Below are 16,928 nucleotides of genomic sequence, written 5' to 3'. Positions count from 1 at the left end.
ATCCAAGAAAGTACTTTTTTATTTACGCTTTCATAAAAAAATATAGTGAGATTCCGTATATCCTATCTTTTCAGAATGAAAATGTTTAGATATGGGAAGCAACTTTTATTGATTTGTCAGAGCATAAGGGGGAAAGAGCATGATTACATTACAACGTACACCGTTATTTGATGTATACGCGAAGTATGGTGGGAAAACAATCGACTTTGGTGGCTGGGAATTACCAGTTCAATTTTCAAGCATTAAAGAAGAACACGAAGCTGTACGTACAGCGGCAGGTTTGTTCGATGTGTCTCATATGGGAGAAGTTGAGGTAAAAGGTGTAGATAGTTTAGCATTTTTACAACGTGTTGTTACAAATGACGTATCTACCTTAAAGGTAGGAGGCGCACAATATACAGCTATGTGCTACGAAAATGGTGGTACAGTAGATGATTTATTAATCTACAAACGTGGTGAAGAAGACTATTTATTAGTAATCAATGCATCAAATATCGAGAAAGATTACGAATGGTTAGCAAGTCATGTAATTGGCGATGCGAAAGTAGTCAATGTTTCTAGTGAAGTTGCGCAGCTTGCAATTCAAGGACCAAAAGCAGAAGGCATTTTACAAAAAGTTGTGTCAGAAGATTTGAAAGAAATTAAGTTCTTTAAATTTAAAAACGATATTCTTGTAGATGGAATTCCTGCACTTGTATCTCGTACAGGTTACACAGGTGAAGACGGATTCGAAATTTACTGTAAGAGTGAAGATGCTGCAAAACTTTGGGAGAAACTTCTTGAAGTTGGAGCAGAAGAGGGCTTAAAAGCATGTGGTTTAGGTGCTCGTGATACACTTCGCTTTGAAGCAACACTTCCGTTATACGGACAAGAATTATCAAAAGATATTACACCGATTGAAGCAGGAATTGGCTTTGCGGTAAAACCAAACAAAGAAGCAGATTTCTTTGGAAAAGAAACGTTAAAAGAGCAAAAAGAAAACGGTGCATCTCGTAAATTAGTCGGCATCGAAGTGATCGAACGCGGTATTCCTCGTACGCATTACCCTGTATTTGTAGGAGAAGAAAAAATCGGGGAAGTAACGAGTGGTACACAATCTCCAACGTTAAAGAAAAGCATTGGTTTAGCACTAATTGATGTAAAATACGCAGCAGTTGATACAGAAGTAGAAATTGAAATTCGTAATAAACGCGTCAAAGCAGTAGTTGTTCCAACACCATTTTATAAACGTTCAAAGTAACGGGGAGAGGGGTAGATTTCATGTTGCATCGTTATCTTCCAATGACAGAAGAAGACAAAAAAGAAATGTTACAAACGATCGGCGTTCAAACGATCGACGAATTATTCTCTGATATTCCAGAGAGTGTTCGTTTTAAAGGGGATTTAAAAATTAAAGAAGCAAAATCAGAGCCAGAGCTTTTAAAAGAGCTATCTCAAATGGCTGGTAAAAATGCTAATTTAAAAGAATATGCTTCTTTCTTAGGAGCTGGCGTATACGATCATTATGCTCCAGTAATTGTTGATCATGTTATTTCTCGTTCAGAGTTTTATACTGCTTACACGCCATACCAACCAGAAATTTCACAAGGGGAATTACAAGCAATCTTTGAATTCCAAACAATGATTTGTGAATTAACAGGAATGGATGTAGCAAACTCTTCTATGTATGACGGAGGTACAGCTTTAGCTGAAGCGGCAATGTTAGCGGCTGGCCATACTCGTAAAAAGAAAATTCTTGTATCTAGTGCAGTGCACCCAGAATCAAGAGCAGTACTTGAAACTTATGCAAAAGGTCAACATCTAGAAGTTGTTGAAATTAATCATAAAGATGGTGTAACAGATTTAGACGTATTACAAAGCGAAGTAGACGATACAGTTGCTTGTGTAATCGTTCAATATCCAAACTTCTTCGGACAAGTTGAAAAGTTAGCTGATATTGAAAAAATCGTTCATCAACAAAAATCATTATTTATCGTTTCTTCAAATCCGTTATCATTAGGCGCATTAACACCACCAGGGAAATTCGGTGCTGACATTGTAATCGGTGATGCACAACCATTCGGTATTCCAACACAGTTTGGTGGACCACACTGTGGTTACTTTGCAACAACGAAAGCATTTATGCGTAAAATTCCAGGACGTCTTGTCGGACAAACGGTAGATTCAGATGGTAAACGTGGATTTGTATTAACGCTACAAGCACGTGAACAGCATATTCGTCGTGACAAAGCGACATCTAACATTTGTTCAAACCAAGCGTTAAATGCATTAGCAGCTTCTGTTGCAATGACGGCACTTGGAAAACAAGGTGTGAAAGAAATGGCACGTCAAAATATTTCTAAAGCACAATATGCAAAACGTCAATTCGAAGCGAAAGGCTTTACAGCTACATTTGCTGGACCATTCTTCAATGAATTCGTTGTAGATTGCAAACGTCCAGTGAAAGAAGTAAACGACGCATTACTACAAAAGAATATTATCGGTGGTTATGATCTAGGCCGTGATTATAAAGAATTAGAAAATCATATGCTGTTAGCAGTAACTGAGCTTCGTACAAAAGAGGAAATTGACACACTTGTAAACGAAATGGGGGCTATCCAATGAAGAACCAAGACCAAGCACTTATTTTTGAAGTGACTAAAGAAGGACGCGTAGGATATAGCTTACCCAAATTAGATGTAGAAGAAGTGAAACTAGAAGATGTATTTGAGAGCGATTATATTCGAGTAGAAGATGCAGAGCTACCAGAAGTATCTGAACTTGACATTATGCGCCACTATACAGCACTTTCAAACCGTAACCACGGCGTGGATTCTGGATTCTATCCACTTGGATCTTGTACGATGAAATATAATCCGAAAATTAATGAGAATGTAGCTCGTTTTGCAGGATTTGCAAATATTCATCCACTTCAAGATGAAGAGACAGTACAAGGTGCAATGGAATTAATGTACGACTTACAAGAGCATTTAATTGAAATTACAGGTATGGATACTGTTACATTACAACCAGCAGCAGGTGCACACGGAGAATGGACAGGTTTAATGTTAATTCGTGCCTACCATGAAGCAAATGGTGACTTTAACCGTACGAAAGTAATTGTTCCTGACTCTGCTCACGGAACGAATCCAGCATCTGCAACTGTAGCTGGTTTTGAAACAATTACAGTAAAATCGAATGAACATGGTCTTGTTGACTTAGAAGATTTAAAACGTGTTGTAAACGAAGAAACAGCAGCACTTATGTTAACAAATCCAAATACATTAGGTCTATTTGAAGAAAATATTTTAGAAATGGCTGAAATCGTCCATAATGCAGGCGGTAAATTATACTATGATGGTGCAAACTTAAATGCGGTATTAAGCCAAGCGCGCCCAGGAGATATGGGATTTGACGTTGTGCATTTAAACCTTCATAAAACATTTACAGGTCCGCATGGCGGCGGTGGTCCAGGTTCTGGTCCAGTAGGTGTGAAAGCTGATTTAATTCCGTACTTACCAAAACCAATTTTAGAGAAAACGGAAAATGGCTACCACTTCAATTACGATCGTCCAGAAGCAATTGGGCGTGTGAAACCATTCTATGGTAACTTCGGTATTAACGTTCGTGCATACACATACATTCGTTCTATGGGTCCAGATGGACTACGTGCAGTAACTGAGTATGCTGTATTAAATGCGAATTATATGATGAGAAGATTAGCGCCGTTCTATGATCTTCCGTTCGATAGACATTGTAAGCATGAATTTGTATTATCAGGTCGTCGTCAAAAGAAACTTGGTGTACGTACATTAGATATTGCAAAACGTCTGCTTGATTTCGGTTACCACCCACCAACAATTTACTTCCCATTAAATGTGGAAGAATGTATTATGATTGAACCGACAGAAACAGAATCAAAAGAAACGTTAGATGGTTTCATTGATAAGATGATTCAAATCGCTAAAGAAGTAGAAGAAAATCCAGAAGTTGTACAAGAAGCACCACACACTACAGTTATTAAACGTTTAGACGAAACAATGGCTGCTCGTAAACCTGTTTTACGTTATGAAAAGCTTGCTCCTGTACAAGTTTGATTAGAATAAAAAAGAACTCGCTACATGCGGGTTCTTTTTTTGTTTGGAGAATTTGTCCTGCTATTTGTGGACAGTAAAACTCCCAACTCAAAACTTAGCTGGTGCAAAGAAGCCAGGTGGGAGATAAACTGTCCGTAAATGCCCGATTGGTGAAGGCTAATAATCAGTGGGGATGAACAAAAATCCCCACTGATTAAAGTTTCACTTTATGCAGAAATAGTGAAGAAAATGTTAAAACTTTATATTTTTTGTTTCATAATTGTGTAAAGATGTAGTTTTATAGGTAGTTTTGTTGAAAAAGTCGGTTTGATAAAAGTATTTATTTTTGTTAGAATTTTATTGAAATTAAGAAGATGTGATGAGGCAAAAATTACTCATTTTTATGTATATGTGAAAAAACGAGCAAGGCGGGGGTGAAAGTGTGGGATATCGATGTTATAGAATGGTATACCATTTAGAAAATGGAGAAACAATTAAAGATGTAAAAGAATTTTGCTATCGAGACCAAGGAAAAGTGTTAGAAAGAGTAGCACATCGTGTAATGGATAATAGAGAAGTGACGGCGATTGATAAACAAGGAACAATCATTTCAATAGCATGTGAGGACATTGTAAAGGTAGAACTTGATTACATAAAAGAAAGTTAACCTTGAGTCATATCGAATTATTCGATAAAATATACTGTTGAATGGTGCAGAGAGTAGAGAGGAGTTTATCATGGGTAGTACAAGACACTTTTATATGTTTATTTTAGCGTTTGTTCTTGTTGTGGCGTTAACGATTTATTTAATTGTTGATAGCAGCTGGTACAATACAGTTCATCCGGCATTCCTTCTGTTTATGTATGTAGGAATTGCGGTTGTTAGTTTCGGAATGAGAGACGAAATGTTAGATCGCTTTGAAAAGTGATACATATACGAAAGACCAACAGGAAAATGTTGGTCTTTTTTTCTTGCCAAAAATAGGATAGTGTGTATATACTGTATATATAAGATATATACAGTATATACACACTGGAGGAAAACATGAATATTATTATTTCGAATTCTTCCCAAGACCCTATTTATGTACAAATAAGGAAACAATTAAGCCAACTTATTTTAAATGGTGGTTTAAAGGGGGGAGACCAACTGCCGTCTATTCGTAGCTTAGCGAAGGAATTACAAATTAGTGTAATTACAACGAAGCGTGCGTACGAGGAACTTGAAAAAGAAGGATATATAGAAACTGTTGCTGGGAAGGGGACTTATGTTTCACGTAAAAACAATGAACTATTAAAAGAACAGCGCTTACGTTTATTGGAAAGTAAGGCTGAAGAAATTGTGAGAGAAAGTAAAGTGTTGCAGCTTTCACTTGAAGATTTACAGCAGATGATTGCGTGTTTATATGAGGGGGAATAAGGAATGTTAGAGCTAAAAAACGTTTGTAAAAGATATCAAGATTTTGCAGTGAAAAATATAAGTTTTACGCTGCCACGTGGATATATTATGGGATTTGTCGGACCGAATGGTGCTGGGAAAAGTACGACGATCAAAATGATTATGAATTTAATTAGAAAAGAGAGCGGCGATATACAAATTTTTGGCAAGGACAATAAGAAAGCAGAAAAGGAAATAAAACAAAATATCGGCTTTGTATATGATGAAAATCATTACTACGAAGATTTAACGTGTGAACAAATGAAGCGTATTATTGCACCGCTATATAAAAAGTGGGACGAATGTCAGTATCAATCGTATATGGAGAGATTACAAGTTCCAAAGTATAAAAAAATTAAAGAGTTATCTAAAGGGATGAAAATGAAATTTGCGATTGCCATCGCGCTTTCGCATCATGCAGAGTTTATTATTATGGATGAACCAACAGCAGGATTGGACCCAGTTGTTCGAAGTGAATTGCTTGATATATTGCAAGAAATTGTAATGGAAGATGAAGTATCTGTATTATTCTCAACGCACATTACAACAGACTTAGAGCGCATCGCAGATTATATTACTTTTATCAACGATGGGGAAATTATATTTACTGGTGAGAAAGATGAATTAATGGAGAGCTACGTAATCGTAAAGGGAAGTAATGATTTATTGGATCGAGAAGGAAAAGAGCTATTTGTTGGATTACGAAAAAATAAATTTGGTTTTGAAGGTTTAGCGAAGGATAAACAAGTAATTATCGATTGGTTTGGAAATGAGGTTGTACTAGAAAAGCCTACATTAGATGATATTATCGTTTACACTGCGAAAGGGAGAGGTGCCTATGCGTCAGCTCATCTATAAAGATTTGTTCTTTTTTCGGGTAACTTGGTTAGTGAATCTTATTATGCCCCTTATGTTCTTTTTACTTGAGCCCGGGAGTGAATTGTTATTTCCGATGAGTTGTCTATTTATAACCCTTTCCTCCGTTATGACGCTAATCTATATGGATGAAAGGAATAAAAGTGACATTGTAATAAATAGTTTACCGTTAAGTCGAAAGGATATCATAATTGCTAGATATATTTCCTGTGCAATATTTATTGTAGGTGGCATGCTCTCTACGATGTTTGTTGTTTTTCTTATAAGAGGCATTGTGGTCATCGGTGATATCGGTGCATATCATCCTAATCTATACATTGAAATTCCGTGGTATGAAGTAATAAATGGAGCTGTTTACGCCGTATTTTTGGTTGTCACGTTTTTCCCTAGTTATTATGGTACAAAGTCGAAGGTAGTAAGAAGTATAGTATCAGCAGCCTCAATAGGAGTCGGAGGGATACTTTGGATATTTATTAGTGATGAGATCAATGGAATAGCACCTTCATTCATTGAGTGGATTATGAATCCTATGCATATTGGTGTATTTATAGTTGGATTCATTACATTAGTTAGTATTTATATCGCTTCTATGTTTCTAACAATTAAAATTTATGGAGCCCGTGATTTATAGAGAGGAGAATTCATATGCAACAGTTAATTTTGAAGGAGTTTTTCTTACAGAAGAAGATGATTCCTTTCTATTTTTTAATACCCGTTTTATCGATTTTTTGGAATTCTGTAGAACCGATGGGGATTGCAATAGGATTATTTATGACATGTAGTATGATTATATATATTTCTTTTTATTATGAAGAAAAAAGTAAAACAGAAAAAGTATTAGTGAGTTTGCCTATAACGAGAAAAGAGATAGTTATAGCTAAATATATTTCAACTACATTATTTATTATAGTCGGTTTGAGTACAACTTTTATAGTCGTAATATTAGGAAATATTTTGTTGGACAGAGATATAGTTATTCCTGGATATGCAATGTTTTCAGCAATAGTAGCAACTTTGATTTATTGTGTGATAATGATACCTACTAATTACATCGGAGGAAATAAAGCTACTACTGTCTTGTATGTAATTATGATTTTTCCTTTAATAGGTATGATTGGCCTTATGTGTAATGTTTTTGGTGATAAAACAATTATGTTAAAAGTACTTCACTCTGAGGATGCTACAGTAGCGATGAGTGTTCTTGGTATCGGAGTGTTAGTAAGTATAGTCATATCAATGTTACTCTCAATGAAAATGTTTCAAGAGGCAGAGTTATAGAAGTGGCATTTTCATGTTAGGAGGTGTAATACATGATTAAGCAATTAATTTTAAAAGATTTCATCATTCAATGGAAATTTTTAATTTGGTACATACTGTATCCTATTTTCTTTTATATGGCCTTAACAGATACGGAAAATCTGTTCATAATTATGTCAGTAATTATTACAATTGGGGCAACAGTAAAAACATTTGAAGCAGATAGTAAAAATGAGAGTGAAGTGATAGTAAATAGTTTACCAATATTGAGAAAACAAATTGTGTATGCGAAATATATAGTAGCAATTATTATTCTTTTTATAAGTGTAATAGTCGGTTGTTTCACGATGGGAATGAAGAATGGGGTTAACCTATTTGAATTTATTGAAACGACAATGGTTGCTAGTATTAGCTTTATTTTAATATATTTAAGCTTGGTTTTACCGATATCATTTTGGCTAGCATATAAAAAAGCTATTTTTATTACGCTTTTCATGCTAATAGCACCGACAGCCATTTGTACTATGTTCTTTGAAATCAACCTGGAACAAATCCAACTATATAACAGTTTATTATTCGTTAGTTCAATATGCATGTTCATAGTATCTGCCTTCGTTTCAATGAAATTGTATGAGAAGAGAGAATTTTAAAAGGTGCCTCATAAAAGGCACCTTCTTCAATATCGACAATATGAAAGTAAGAGTTTATAAACAGAGAGGCTATTCGGTACAACATCTTTTGGAGTATGTAATATAAAGCTGAAAACGATAATGAGAATGAGAAAGAGGAAAAATAAAAATAGGATCTGTTTATGTATAGAATTTTGCATATTATCCACTCCTTTTTTAGGTAGTATGTCCAAAAGGTAGGAGTGTATGAAAAATTTTAGGAGGGAGAATGATGAACAAAAGAAAATGGTTATATAGAATAGGAATACTTTTAGTTTCAATTGGTTGCATATTAGCAAACTTTTATTCGGATATACCACCGCTATTTCCTAGTTTGCATAAAGGGATTGGTATGAGTGTTGTCGTAGTTGGTCTGTTTTGTCTTATCACATCAAACTTCTATAGAAAGTCTGAATCAATATAAAAAAGGACAGTTACTCTTTTTCAGAGTAACTGTCCTTTTTAAATAACTTATTATATAGCTTGGCGATACTCCATATAATTACGATTGCAATGGAGGCAATAATTGACCAAACGATAGATAAAATTTCAAGTGTCATGTTCGGAAGGAATGCAAGAATGGATAATACTTTATGAAACAACCATTCTATTATATGAAAACTTACTTGCAGTAGAATGGCGATCACGAGTGTGATCCATGCTAACATTTGTTTTCCTTTTTCTTTCCACATGACATTCACCTCGCGTTAGCTTAATAGTTTTAAGCCAACAGCGCCGCATAGAATGCAGCTTAAGAAGGCAAGACGACGCCAATCCGCTGATTCTCGGAAAATAAGAATGCCTAGAAGTGCACTTCCGGCAGTTCCGATTCCAGTCCAAATCGCGTAAGCAGTTCCCATCGGTAATGTGTCCATCGCAAGGGATAAGAAGAAGAAGCTTACGCCGAAGTTAGCGATTAAAATAACTTTTGGTGCCCAGCCTTTCTTTTCAGTGGCTACTTTCATAAAGAGTACACCAATAATTTCACAAATACCAGCTAGAATTAAAAATACCCAAGCCATTTTATGCGGCCTCCTTCGCTTCTTTTTCTTCTGTTACTCGTTTTAAACCAATTACTCCGAAGAAGATTAAACCGATTAATAAAACTTTTACGATAGAGAAAGGTTCTCCGAAGATGAAAATTTCTGTAAGAACGATTCCGCCCGCTCCGATTCCTGTGAAGACTGCGTATACAGTGCCGACAGGTAAATCTTTATAAGCTCTAAATAATAAGACGAAACTAATTGTAATTAATAGCGCAACACCAGCCCACTCAAGTGGTGCCTCCGCTTTTTTTAGTCCAATCACCCAAAAGATTTCAATAATACCAGCGATGATTACATAAATCCATGCCATATGTCATTTCTCCTTCCTACCAGTCGTTAGGTAAAGGGCTTAAAAACGACGCATTGCAAAGGAGCAATCCGTCAGTTTGAAAGTCCGCGCCAAAATACTTTCCAAGAAGCGTCTAAACGTGTCTCAAAACGATTTAAACCTGCGTATAGTAGTTCAACCATAAGACCGTCGAGTAAGCATAGAAAAGCCTCTAAGGCGTCTTTTACTTCAATGTTATGCAGCTCATCTTGTTCGCTTGCTCTTTTAAATACCGGGAATAAAAGTTTTCCGACGTTTTCAATGTGTACATTTGCTTTATTAATAATTTGTTCGCGAAATGCATCAGGCGGAAAATAAGAAGTTCGTAACCAAAACATTGATTCTTCACTTTCACCAAATCGTTTTGCGTAGCCTTTTAATAATTTTAATAGCAATTCTTCAGTGGACGAATTGGAAAAGCTTTCGATATCGCCTGTGAAGCTCTGCAAATCTTTTTGAAGAGCAGATTCTAAGCATATGAAATATAGCTCTTCTTTTCCTTTAAAGTGTGCGTAAATCGATGGTTTTTTAATCCCAACTTCTTGGGCAATATTTGCCAATGAAGTTCCTTCATAGCCGTAGCGTGCGAAATGAGAAAGTGCTACAGCTTTAATGCGATTTGCTGTCATTTTCATCCCCTACCTACCGTTCGTTAGGCTTATTATATGAGATAATAAACACAAAGTCAATAGGTGAAAAGCTGAAAAAGAGTGCTATAGTTAACGCTCCTTTTCAGACTGTTTTTCGCTCAATTAAATGGAATGGAAGTTCTTCTGAGTTCCCGGTTATTTGTTCGTCCTGCATCTGTTTATGGAATAAGGTAAAAGCACGTGATCCCATCGTAAGACCAGGGTGTTCAATAGTCGAAATTTCTAATGCCTTTGAAATTTCATGGTTATCGAATCCTAAAATAGCGAGATCTTCAGGGACGCGAACACCATGTTTCTTTGCCTCTGTTAATAAACCGGCAGCTACTTGGTCATTCGCTGTGAAAATAGCAGTTGGACGATTTTTCATATGTAAAATACGGTGGAGTATTTGTGCTCCGTCCTGCATTGTATAGCATTGATGAAAAATCCATTCAGGATGTAACGTTTGACCTTCGTTATGAAGTGTATCAGCAAACGCTTTTTCACGTTCCATAGAATTTACACTCGTTTTTCTTGCTAAACAAATTCCGATTTTTTCATGGCCTTTACTTAGTAAATATGCAGTACCGAGCCGGAATCCTTCATAATGATCTACGTAGACAGATGAAATGAGGGGGTGGTTCATTTTTTCACATGAAATAATAGGGGCGAATTTTGCGAAAGGTTCGATTTGTTCCCATGAACTCGTTCGAGAACAAATAATCATCCCGTCAAATTGTTTCATTTTCATCATTTCAAGAACACGAATTTCTTCAATACTATCGTAATTTGTTTGGCATAAATTAATGTGATATCCGGCTGCTAACGCTTCGTTTCCGATTCCTTCAATAATGGTACTGAAGTAAGGGACATTAATGAAAGGGAGCATAACCCCGATTGTATATGTTTTCCCCTTTATTAAATGAATAGCATTTATATTTTTTGCGTAGTTTAATTCTTCAACCGCCTCTAGAACTCGTTTCCGTTTGTCTTCTTTTACGTAAGGGTGATTATTTAAGACACGGGAAACGGTTGATATAGATACACCAGCAGTTTTAGCGATTTGTTTTATATTGGCCATATGCATCACCTCTTTACTTATATTATAAAGGGAAAATAAGTAGAATGAAAAAATCTTGACCTGAAAAGCTTTTCACAATCTATGTTATAAATAGGACTTCTGTTATTCGCGTAACCATTTCGTTTGGGCGTAAGAATAGCGAAGTCTTTCTGTTTGTTTGAAAGCAGTTTTGTCAAAATGTGTGAGAATAACGAGGAAAGTTTTCAAAGGTGGAGTGTGGCATTCAAGCGAATATGAACAACATATAAACGCTTTGTTCGTTAAGAGGGCGGTATGAAAGGGCGGAAACAAATTGAAAAAAGGAATCATTTGTTTCGTGTTTTCTAGTGTATTACTTAGCTCATGTTCATTTCAGCAAACGATGCAAGAAGAAAAAACATTTGTGGGATCAACAGGTGGGGCTACAGATCGCGTTACGGATCCGATTCCCTTAAAAGAACTTCCAAAATATTTTCCGGCGAAATTTAAAGTTCCTACCTTTTTACCGTATGACATTACGAGTGATGTGTTGGGTGAAGTAAGAACGATTGAAAAGAAGAATGCTGTCTTAACGATTAAATATAAACAACAGGAGCAAGGTAGACATGAGTATATTGAGCTAACTGTTGCAAATTTCCCTTACAGTTTTCCGGATTTTGTAGAAGAAAAGCGATTTCAAGAACAAATGAAATTGAATAATGGAGCGTCTGCTTATTTTAAAAATAAAGATGACTTCGAGAGAGGAGAGGAATTTGCTACGCTTCTATGGAAAGAAAAGGGGATTGAATATCAGTTATTATATCGTAATGTAGAAGAGAACGATGCAGATGTAATAAAAAAGAATCTATATTACATTGCAAACAATATGAAATAAAAAACTAACTGCAGCATGCAGCTAGTTTTTGTATGTTATTTCTTTTTAATTTTACCTGTCCAAGATTTAAATCCACCTTGTAATTGGTAGAAATCTTTGTAACCTTGTTTTTTTAAGTATTGAGCTGCACGGCCTGTACGGAATCCGCTTTGGCAGTATAAGTAAACAGGTTGATCTTGGCGAAGTTCTTTATGACGAAGGCGAATTTGTGATAACGGAATGTTACGTGCACCTAAAATGTGCCCTGCGTTATATTCGTCTGCTTCGCGAATATCGATAAGCTGTGCTTTACGGTAGCCAGCGCGAAATTCTTCTTCTGTAAGAGTTTTAATTAATTTTTTCTGATAGAAATACATCCATACAGTGTAACCGATGAACGCTACGATTACGGCTAATAAAATAATCCAAGTTGTTGACACGGTTCTATCGCTCCCTTTTTTCTTATCCTACTTTCAATATTATAATGCCCATATGTATTTATGCAACAGATTCATTTGTATATAAGGAGAAATTTCGTATTCTTTCACAAATTTTGTCGAATTTGGTAGACTAGAGAATGTGAAAAATAATTGGTTATATGAGGTGTAGGATGGGAAAAGAAAAATGGTGTTATATTAACTCTGGTCAATGTTCACCAGCGTTTAATATGGCGTTAGACGAATGTTTATTAAATTGGCAAAGTGAAAAGAAGATGCAACCAACAATTCGTTTTTATGAATGGGAAGTACCAACATTAACAGTCGGGTATTTCCAGCGTGTTGAAAAAGATATAAATATGGATGTAGTTAACGAAAAGAAATATGGGTTCGTTCGTCGTCAAACAGGCGGCAGGGGTGTACTACATGACAAAGAATTAACGTACAGTGTTATTGTGTCTGAAGATCATCCAAATATGCCAAAAACAGTTACGGAAGCATACCGCATTATTTCGCAAGGCTTATTGGACGGTTTTAAGGCATTAGGATTAGAAGCGTATTATGCAGTTCCGAAAACAGAGGCGGATCGTGAGAATTTAAAAAATCCGCGTTCAGGAGTATGTTTTGATGCGCCATCTTGGTATGAAATTGTAGTTGAAGGAAGAAAAATCGCAGGTAGTGCTCAAACACGTCAAAAAGGTGTTATTTTACAGCACGGATCGATTCCGTTAGAAATAGATTTAGACGAACTATACGACCTATTTTTATTCCCAAATGAACGTGTGAAAGAACGTATGAAAAGTATGTTTTCTTCTAAAGCGGTAGCAATTAATAAATTGACAGACCGTACATTTACGATCGAACAGTTAATTAAAGCGTTCGAGGTTGGGTTTGAAAAAGGATTGGATATAGAGCTTGTGCCATATGAATTAACAGAAGAACAGTTACATGAAGTTCAAACGTTAGCAAAAGAAAAGTATGAAAGTAAGGAATGGAATTATAAAAAATAAGAGATGGCAATTGCCATCTCTTATTTTTTTATAGTAAATTAAGTACTTTTTCTACTTTGATTCCTTTATCTTGTAAAGAACGAAGGCGATTTACAACGTCCATAATTTCTTTGTCGAATGTAACGCTAATACCTTGGCTTTGTAGTTCTTCTTTTAAGCCTTCAATAGAATCATCTATGTCGATGCCAAGCTCGTAATCTTGACAAACTTCAATTGTCTTTTTCACGAGTTTCACATAATTTTCTTGTAGTTTTGAATTTGTTTCAGTCAAAGCAGGTTGTTTCGGTTTTGCTGGAGCAACCGGTACTGTCTCTTGCTTTGTAACTGAAGTAGGGACTACTTTTTTCACAGGTGCTGGAGTAGTTAGTTCTACAGCTGCTTCTACGCTTACTGGCTTCGGCGTCGGTACCGGAGTAGGCTTAGGGGCCATAGCAGGTGTTTCTACACGCGTAATAGGTTTAGGAGCAGGTGTAACTGCTTTTGGAGCTTCTACAACTACTTCTTTTTTCGGTGTGGCTTCTACCGGTGTTTCTTCTTGACCAGCAGCCTCTTTATTTTCTTTACTCCACATAACGCGTTCTATTTCTAGAGAAACATTGTTTTTGTTCATCGCTGATAATGTAACTTTACCAACTTCAGCGTTTCCAGTGAAATCAACAATTTTATAAATAACACTCTTGTTCCAATCCACGTTTCCGCTCAAAAATAATTCTTCGTTACATTTCGGCGTTAAGCCCTCGATTTTAATTTCTGCGTTTACACCGTTTTCACTGTATACCATAATTAGCGAAGCATTTACATCTTCGTCTGCTAACATTAGTTCACGTACCATTTTGCCGGTGCGTACTTGCGTTTTCTTCTTAACTGACATCTAATTTCTCCTCTCAAAAATTCAGTAATAATAAAAAAATCGTATAACGAAAAATAATTGCTCACGAAGATTTATGATACCGATAATAAAAGCATCACGTCAACAATTAACTTTAATTATTTTGCATTTTTCTTATTTTCTTTATGAAATTTTTCAATTTGTAAAATTAGACAGAAGAAAAACAGCCTTTTGAAAGGCTGTTAAAAATTTGATTTTTTGTATAGTAATTTATATAAAATGAAAAATAAGATAGCAATTAAGGCGTTTTGCCAAAAGGTTAGGTGGTAAATGAGATAAGGTTGTTTTTTAAAATAGACATTTAAAAATACAGCTGAACAAAATGGAGTAGCAAATGCAAATCCAAATAGAATCCTTCTTTTCCAATTCATCTTTTGATCAAAGGAATAGCGCTTTAATAAATATAAAATGAAAAGTATGCCTAGTATAATAAGTGAAACGAACAAAGTGGTTCCAGGGATGCTAAAAGCTGGGCTTAATTGTTCGATATTTTTCCTGAAGATTAAAATGAAAGTCGAAACAAGTGCATCCATTCCAAACTGTATAGCAAGAAGTAAGCTAATAACAAAACCGATTAAAGAAGTTTTTTCTAACTTTGTTTGAGCTGGTAAAGCCGATATGAGTTCATCACAATAAGATTGTAAGTCATTGCCGAAAATATCATAAGCATTTTTATTTTCTCTTTGTGCTTCGATGAGATGATCTAATATTTCTAATAATAGTTCTTCTACTTGTTGTTCAGGTACGTTAGATAACCGAAGATATACTAGCATATCGCCATAAGAAGCTTCGTTTTCAAATGTTAGAAGTTCGCGTTTTTTGTTGTTCAATTCAATCATGTCTTGCGCATTCATCCCTCTCCCTCTCCCTCTCCCTCTCCCTCTCCCTGTAATAAGTTGTTCACCGTTGTCGAAACCATTCCCCAGCTTTGTTTAAATTCTTCAAGCTGTTCTATTCCTTTATCGGTTACATGATAATATTTTCGCTTTGGACCGAGTGAGGAAGCTTTTAATGTTCCTTCAATTAGCCTCTCTTTTTGCATACGTAACAATAACGGATATATGCTTCCTTCGCTGACAAATGTAAAGCCGTATTTATTTAATTTTGTACTCAGCTCATATCCATACACTTCTTCTTGCGAAATGATGTATAGGATGCAACCTTCGAGTACACCTTTTAACATTTGGCTGTGCATGATTTCCCCACCTTTTATTCAGGTAACTTGCCTTGCAAGGTAGCTGTTATCCAAATTATAACATTCAGTAACTTGCAACGCAAGTTACTGAAGTGGAAAACTTTAATGCGTTTTAATTTTTCCGTGTTCTCCATACTAACGAGAGGAGGGAAGTATATGAAACCGTTTATGCCAAAACTTGTTTACTTTGAACCGAAGGCACTCGAATATCCACTTGGAAAAGAGCTGTATGAGAAGTTTACGAAGATGGGATTAGAAATTCGTGAAACGACATCCCATAATCAAATTAGAAATTTGCCAGGTGAAAATGATTTGCAAAAGTATCGCAATGCAAAGGCAACGCTTGTCGTTGGGGTGAGGAAGACATTAAAGTTTGATACGTCAAAGCCGTCAGCTGAATATGCAATTCCGCTTGCAACAGGGTGTATGGGACATTGCCATTATTGTTATTTGCAAACGACGCTTGGTAGTAAACCTTACGTTCGTGTATATGTGAATCTAGATGAAATATTTGAGAAGGCACAGCAATATATGGATGAAAGGGCACCAGAAATAACAAGATTTGAAGCGGCGTGTACATCAGATATCGTTGGAATTGATCATTTAACGCATGCTTTAAAGCGAACGATCGAATTTATGGGAGAAAGTGAGCATGGGCGTTTACGTTTCGTTACGAAATATTCGCACGTTGATCATTTATTAGATGCAAAGCATAATGGGAAAACGCGTTTTCGATTTAGCATTAATTCACGTTATGTGATTAAAAATTTTGAACCGGGGACATCGCCGTTCGAAGAGAGAATTGAGGCTGCTCGTAAAGTGGCAGGGGCTAATTATCCACTTGGCTTTATAGTTGCGCCACTTTATATGCATGAAGGATGGGAAGAGGGGTATCGTGAATTGTTTGAGAGATTATACAATGCCTTGAAAGATATGGTGATACCAAATTTAACGTTTGAATTAATTCAGCATCGCTTTACGAAGCCGGCAAAAAAGGTCATTCAAGCGCGTTATCCGAATACGAAACTTGAAATGGACGAAGAGAAGCGGAAATATAAATGGGGACGATACGGTATTGGGAAATACGTCTATAAAAAAGATGATGCAGAAGTATTGGAGGAAACGATTCGAGGATATATTCGTCACTTTTTTCCTGACGCAGAAATTCAATATTTCACATGAAAGGA

General features: G+C 35.9%; 23 protein-coding genes. 14 read left to right on the top strand and 9 right to left on the bottom strand.

Going from position 1 to position 16,928, the window contains the following annotated elements; all coding sequences use genetic code 11:
• Nucleotides 1–139 precede the first annotated feature (139 nt).
• The 11 genes from gcvT to JDS98_RS15370 all read left to right on the top strand — a co-directional run bounded on the left by gcvT (nucleotide 140) and on the right by JDS98_RS15370 (nucleotide 8,718).
• A complete protein-coding gene (gene gcvT / locus JDS98_RS15420) occupies nucleotides 140–1,240 on the top strand; it encodes a glycine cleavage system aminomethyltransferase GcvT (RefSeq protein ID WP_000631761.1) in 1,101 nt (366 codons plus the stop codon).
• A 20-nt stretch (nucleotides 1,241–1,260) separates the two neighbouring features.
• Nucleotides 1,261–2,604 carry an aminomethyl-transferring glycine dehydrogenase subunit 1 gene (gene gcvPA, locus JDS98_RS15415; RefSeq protein WP_000903224.1) on the top strand — a complete coding sequence of 448 codons (1,344 nt, stop codon included), beginning with the start codon at nucleotides 1,261–1,263 and terminating at the stop codon, nucleotides 2,602–2,604.
• A complete protein-coding gene (gcvPB, locus tag JDS98_RS15410) occupies nucleotides 2,601–4,076 on the top strand; it encodes an aminomethyl-transferring glycine dehydrogenase subunit 2 (RefSeq protein ID WP_098137347.1) in 1,476 nt (491 codons plus the stop codon). Before gcvPA ends, gcvPB begins: the two co-directional genes overlap by 4 nt.
• Before the next feature lie 442 nt (nucleotides 4,077–4,518).
• Nucleotides 4,519–4,722, top strand: coding sequence for a DUF3929 family protein (locus JDS98_RS15405; protein ID WP_002039587.1), 204 nt, complete (start codon nucleotides 4,519–4,521; stop codon nucleotides 4,720–4,722).
• 70 nt (nucleotides 4,723–4,792) lie between these two features.
• The gene (locus JDS98_RS15400; protein ID WP_000535934.1) at nucleotides 4,793–4,984 is read left to right on the top strand and encodes a hypothetical protein; all 192 of its coding nucleotides are present in this window, start codon (nucleotides 4,793–4,795) and stop codon (nucleotides 4,982–4,984) included.
• Nucleotides 4,985–5,100: 116 nt separating this feature from the next.
• The gene (locus JDS98_RS15395; RefSeq protein ID WP_001021357.1) at nucleotides 5,101–5,475 is read left to right on the top strand and encodes a GntR family transcriptional regulator; all 375 of its coding nucleotides are present in this window, start codon (nucleotides 5,101–5,103) and stop codon (nucleotides 5,473–5,475) included.
• Between the two features lie 3 nt (nucleotides 5,476–5,478).
• Complete coding sequence (locus tag JDS98_RS15390; RefSeq protein WP_000891283.1) at nucleotides 5,479–6,351, top strand: ABC transporter ATP-binding protein; 873 nt, start codon at nucleotides 5,479–5,481, stop codon at nucleotides 6,349–6,351.
• Nucleotides 6,332–7,000 (top strand): ABC-2 transporter permease, encoded by a 669-nt coding sequence (locus JDS98_RS15385; RefSeq protein WP_199634017.1) that lies wholly within the window; start codon nucleotides 6,332–6,334, stop codon nucleotides 6,998–7,000. The genes JDS98_RS15390 and JDS98_RS15385 overlap by 20 nt, the downstream gene beginning before the upstream one ends.
• 14 nt (nucleotides 7,001–7,014) lie before the next feature.
• Nucleotides 7,015–7,647 carry an ABC-2 transporter permease gene (locus JDS98_RS15380; RefSeq protein WP_199634016.1) on the top strand — a complete coding sequence of 211 codons (633 nt, stop codon included), beginning with the start codon at nucleotides 7,015–7,017 and terminating at the stop codon, nucleotides 7,645–7,647.
• A 32-nt stretch (nucleotides 7,648–7,679) separates the two neighbouring features.
• Nucleotides 7,680–8,276 carry an ABC-2 transporter permease gene (locus tag JDS98_RS15375; protein ID WP_000595334.1) on the top strand — a complete coding sequence of 199 codons (597 nt, stop codon included), beginning with the start codon at nucleotides 7,680–7,682 and terminating at the stop codon, nucleotides 8,274–8,276.
• Nucleotides 8,277–8,526: 250 nt separating this feature from the next.
• The gene (locus JDS98_RS15370) at nucleotides 8,527–8,718 is read left to right on the top strand and encodes a hypothetical protein (RefSeq protein ID WP_141523499.1); all 192 of its coding nucleotides are present in this window, start codon (nucleotides 8,527–8,529) and stop codon (nucleotides 8,716–8,718) included.
• Nucleotides 8,719–8,728: 10 nt separating this feature from the next.
• Here the strand turns inward: JDS98_RS15370 and JDS98_RS15365 are convergent, their stop codons facing one another.
• From JDS98_RS15365 to JDS98_RS15345, 5 genes are all read right to left on the bottom strand, one after another.
• Nucleotides 8,729–8,986, bottom strand: coding sequence for a DUF3975 family protein (locus JDS98_RS15365; RefSeq protein WP_000265398.1), 258 nt, complete (start codon nucleotides 8,984–8,986; stop codon nucleotides 8,729–8,731).
• A gap of 15 nt (nucleotides 8,987–9,001) precedes the next feature.
• Nucleotides 9,002–9,316: a DMT family transporter gene (locus JDS98_RS15360; protein ID WP_000312621.1), complete on the bottom strand. Its 315-nt coding sequence runs from the start codon at nucleotides 9,314–9,316 to the stop codon at nucleotides 9,002–9,004.
• 1 nt (nucleotide 9,317) lies between these two features.
• Nucleotides 9,318–9,650: a DMT family transporter gene (locus JDS98_RS15355; protein WP_000312339.1), complete on the bottom strand. Its 333-nt coding sequence runs from the start codon at nucleotides 9,648–9,650 to the stop codon at nucleotides 9,318–9,320.
• Nucleotides 9,651–9,721: 71 nt separating this feature from the next.
• Nucleotides 9,722–10,303 carry a TetR/AcrR family transcriptional regulator gene (locus JDS98_RS15350; protein WP_002005730.1) on the bottom strand — a complete coding sequence of 194 codons (582 nt, stop codon included), beginning with the start codon at nucleotides 10,301–10,303 and terminating at the stop codon, nucleotides 9,722–9,724.
• Between the two features lie 97 nt (nucleotides 10,304–10,400).
• A complete protein-coding gene (locus JDS98_RS15345; protein WP_001273954.1) occupies nucleotides 10,401–11,378 on the bottom strand; it encodes a LacI family DNA-binding transcriptional regulator in 978 nt (325 codons plus the stop codon).
• 316 nt (nucleotides 11,379–11,694) lie between these two features.
• On the opposite strand from JDS98_RS15345, the gene JDS98_RS15340 reads away from it, so the two are divergent.
• The gene (locus JDS98_RS15340; protein ID WP_142345868.1) at nucleotides 11,695–12,231 is read left to right on the top strand and encodes a DNA polymerase III subunit delta; all 537 of its coding nucleotides are present in this window, start codon (nucleotides 11,695–11,697) and stop codon (nucleotides 12,229–12,231) included.
• Between the two features lie 35 nt (nucleotides 12,232–12,266).
• Here the strand turns inward: JDS98_RS15340 and JDS98_RS15335 are convergent, their stop codons facing one another.
• Nucleotides 12,267–12,650 (bottom strand): rhodanese-like domain-containing protein, encoded by a 384-nt coding sequence (locus JDS98_RS15335; protein ID WP_000108653.1) that lies wholly within the window; start codon nucleotides 12,648–12,650, stop codon nucleotides 12,267–12,269.
• Between the two features lie 170 nt (nucleotides 12,651–12,820).
• On the opposite strand from JDS98_RS15335, the gene JDS98_RS15330 reads away from it, so the two are divergent.
• The gene (locus JDS98_RS15330; RefSeq protein WP_000514088.1) at nucleotides 12,821–13,657 is read left to right on the top strand and encodes a lipoate--protein ligase family protein; all 837 of its coding nucleotides are present in this window, start codon (nucleotides 12,821–12,823) and stop codon (nucleotides 13,655–13,657) included.
• A gap of 28 nt (nucleotides 13,658–13,685) precedes the next feature.
• On the opposite strand, the gene JDS98_RS15325 is transcribed toward JDS98_RS15330, so the two are convergent.
• From JDS98_RS15325 to JDS98_RS15315, 3 genes are all read right to left on the bottom strand, one after another.
• Nucleotides 13,686–14,528 carry a hypothetical protein gene (locus JDS98_RS15325; protein WP_000111890.1) on the bottom strand — a complete coding sequence of 281 codons (843 nt, stop codon included), beginning with the start codon at nucleotides 14,526–14,528 and terminating at the stop codon, nucleotides 13,686–13,688.
• A gap of 200 nt (nucleotides 14,529–14,728) precedes the next feature.
• Nucleotides 14,729–15,400 carry a DUF1129 family protein gene (locus JDS98_RS15320; RefSeq protein ID WP_000993577.1) on the bottom strand — a complete coding sequence of 224 codons (672 nt, stop codon included), beginning with the start codon at nucleotides 15,398–15,400 and terminating at the stop codon, nucleotides 14,729–14,731.
• Nucleotides 15,397–15,741, bottom strand: a complete 345-nt coding sequence (locus JDS98_RS15315) for a PadR family transcriptional regulator (protein ID WP_199634015.1) — start codon at nucleotides 15,739–15,741, stop codon at nucleotides 15,397–15,399. Before JDS98_RS15315 ends, JDS98_RS15320 begins: the two co-directional genes overlap by 4 nt.
• 156 nt (nucleotides 15,742–15,897) lie before the next feature.
• Between JDS98_RS15315 and splB the strand changes: the two genes are divergently transcribed.
• Complete coding sequence (splB, locus tag JDS98_RS15310; RefSeq protein ID WP_000802126.1) at nucleotides 15,898–16,923, top strand: spore photoproduct lyase; 1,026 nt, start codon at nucleotides 15,898–15,900, stop codon at nucleotides 16,921–16,923.
• The last annotated feature ends 5 nt before the right edge of the window (nucleotides 16,924–16,928 follow it).

Source organism: Bacillus cereus group sp. N11 (assembly GCF_016483605.1).
Taxonomy (GTDB): Bacteria; Bacillota; Bacilli; order Bacillales; family Bacillaceae_G; genus Bacillus_A; species Bacillus_A toyonensis.
This window is presented reverse-complemented; position numbering and strand designations above follow the sequence as displayed.

What these genes read in the sequence shown, in the direction of transcription:
- gcvT (WP_000631761.1), top strand. Translation starts at nt 140, where the DNA reads ATGATTACATTACAACGTACACCGTTATTTGATGTATACGCGAAGTAT.
- gcvPA (WP_000903224.1), top strand. Translation starts at nt 1,261, where the DNA reads ATGTTGCATCGTTATCTTCCAATGACAGAAGAAGACAAAAAAGAAATG.
- gcvPB (WP_098137347.1), top strand. Translation starts at nt 2,601, where the DNA reads ATGAAGAACCAAGACCAAGCACTTATTTTTGAAGTGACTAAAGAAGGA.
- JDS98_RS15405 (WP_002039587.1), top strand. Translation starts at nt 4,519, where the DNA reads ATGGTATACCATTTAGAAAATGGAGAAACAATTAAAGATGTAAAAGAA.
- JDS98_RS15400 (WP_000535934.1), top strand. Translation starts at nt 4,793, where the DNA reads ATGGGTAGTACAAGACACTTTTATATGTTTATTTTAGCGTTTGTTCTT.
- JDS98_RS15395 (WP_001021357.1), top strand. Translation starts at nt 5,101, where the DNA reads ATGAATATTATTATTTCGAATTCTTCCCAAGACCCTATTTATGTACAA.
- JDS98_RS15390 (WP_000891283.1), top strand. Translation starts at nt 5,479, where the DNA reads ATGTTAGAGCTAAAAAACGTTTGTAAAAGATATCAAGATTTTGCAGTG.
- JDS98_RS15385 (WP_199634017.1), top strand. Translation starts at nt 6,332, where the DNA reads ATGCGTCAGCTCATCTATAAAGATTTGTTCTTTTTTCGGGTAACTTGG.
- JDS98_RS15380 (WP_199634016.1), top strand. Translation starts at nt 7,015, where the DNA reads ATGCAACAGTTAATTTTGAAGGAGTTTTTCTTACAGAAGAAGATGATT.
- JDS98_RS15375 (WP_000595334.1), top strand. Translation starts at nt 7,680, where the DNA reads ATGATTAAGCAATTAATTTTAAAAGATTTCATCATTCAATGGAAATTT.
- JDS98_RS15370 (WP_141523499.1), top strand. Translation starts at nt 8,527, where the DNA reads ATGAACAAAAGAAAATGGTTATATAGAATAGGAATACTTTTAGTTTCA.
- JDS98_RS15365 (WP_000265398.1), bottom strand. Translation starts at nt 8,986, where the DNA reads ATGTGGAAAGAAAAAGGAAAACAAATGTTAGCATGGATCACACTCGTG.
- JDS98_RS15360 (WP_000312621.1), bottom strand. Translation starts at nt 9,316, where the DNA reads ATGGCTTGGGTATTTTTAATTCTAGCTGGTATTTGTGAAATTATTGGT.
- JDS98_RS15355 (WP_000312339.1), bottom strand. Translation starts at nt 9,650, where the DNA reads ATGGCATGGATTTATGTAATCATCGCTGGTATTATTGAAATCTTTTGG.
- JDS98_RS15350 (WP_002005730.1), bottom strand. Translation starts at nt 10,303, where the DNA reads ATGAAAATGACAGCAAATCGCATTAAAGCTGTAGCACTTTCTCATTTC.
- JDS98_RS15345 (WP_001273954.1), bottom strand. Translation starts at nt 11,378, where the DNA reads ATGGCCAATATAAAACAAATCGCTAAAACTGCTGGTGTATCTATATCA.
- JDS98_RS15330 (WP_000514088.1), top strand. Translation starts at nt 12,821, where the DNA reads ATGGGAAAAGAAAAATGGTGTTATATTAACTCTGGTCAATGTTCACCA.
- JDS98_RS15325 (WP_000111890.1), bottom strand. Translation starts at nt 14,528, where the DNA reads ATGTCAGTTAAGAAGAAAACGCAAGTACGCACCGGCAAAATGGTACGT.
- JDS98_RS15320 (WP_000993577.1), bottom strand. Translation starts at nt 15,400, where the DNA reads ATGAATGCGCAAGACATGATTGAATTGAACAACAAAAAACGCGAACTT.
- JDS98_RS15315 (WP_199634015.1), bottom strand. Translation starts at nt 15,741, where the DNA reads ATGCACAGCCAAATGTTAAAAGGTGTACTCGAAGGTTGCATCCTATAC.
- splB (WP_000802126.1), top strand. Translation starts at nt 15,898, where the DNA reads ATGAAACCGTTTATGCCAAAACTTGTTTACTTTGAACCGAAGGCACTC.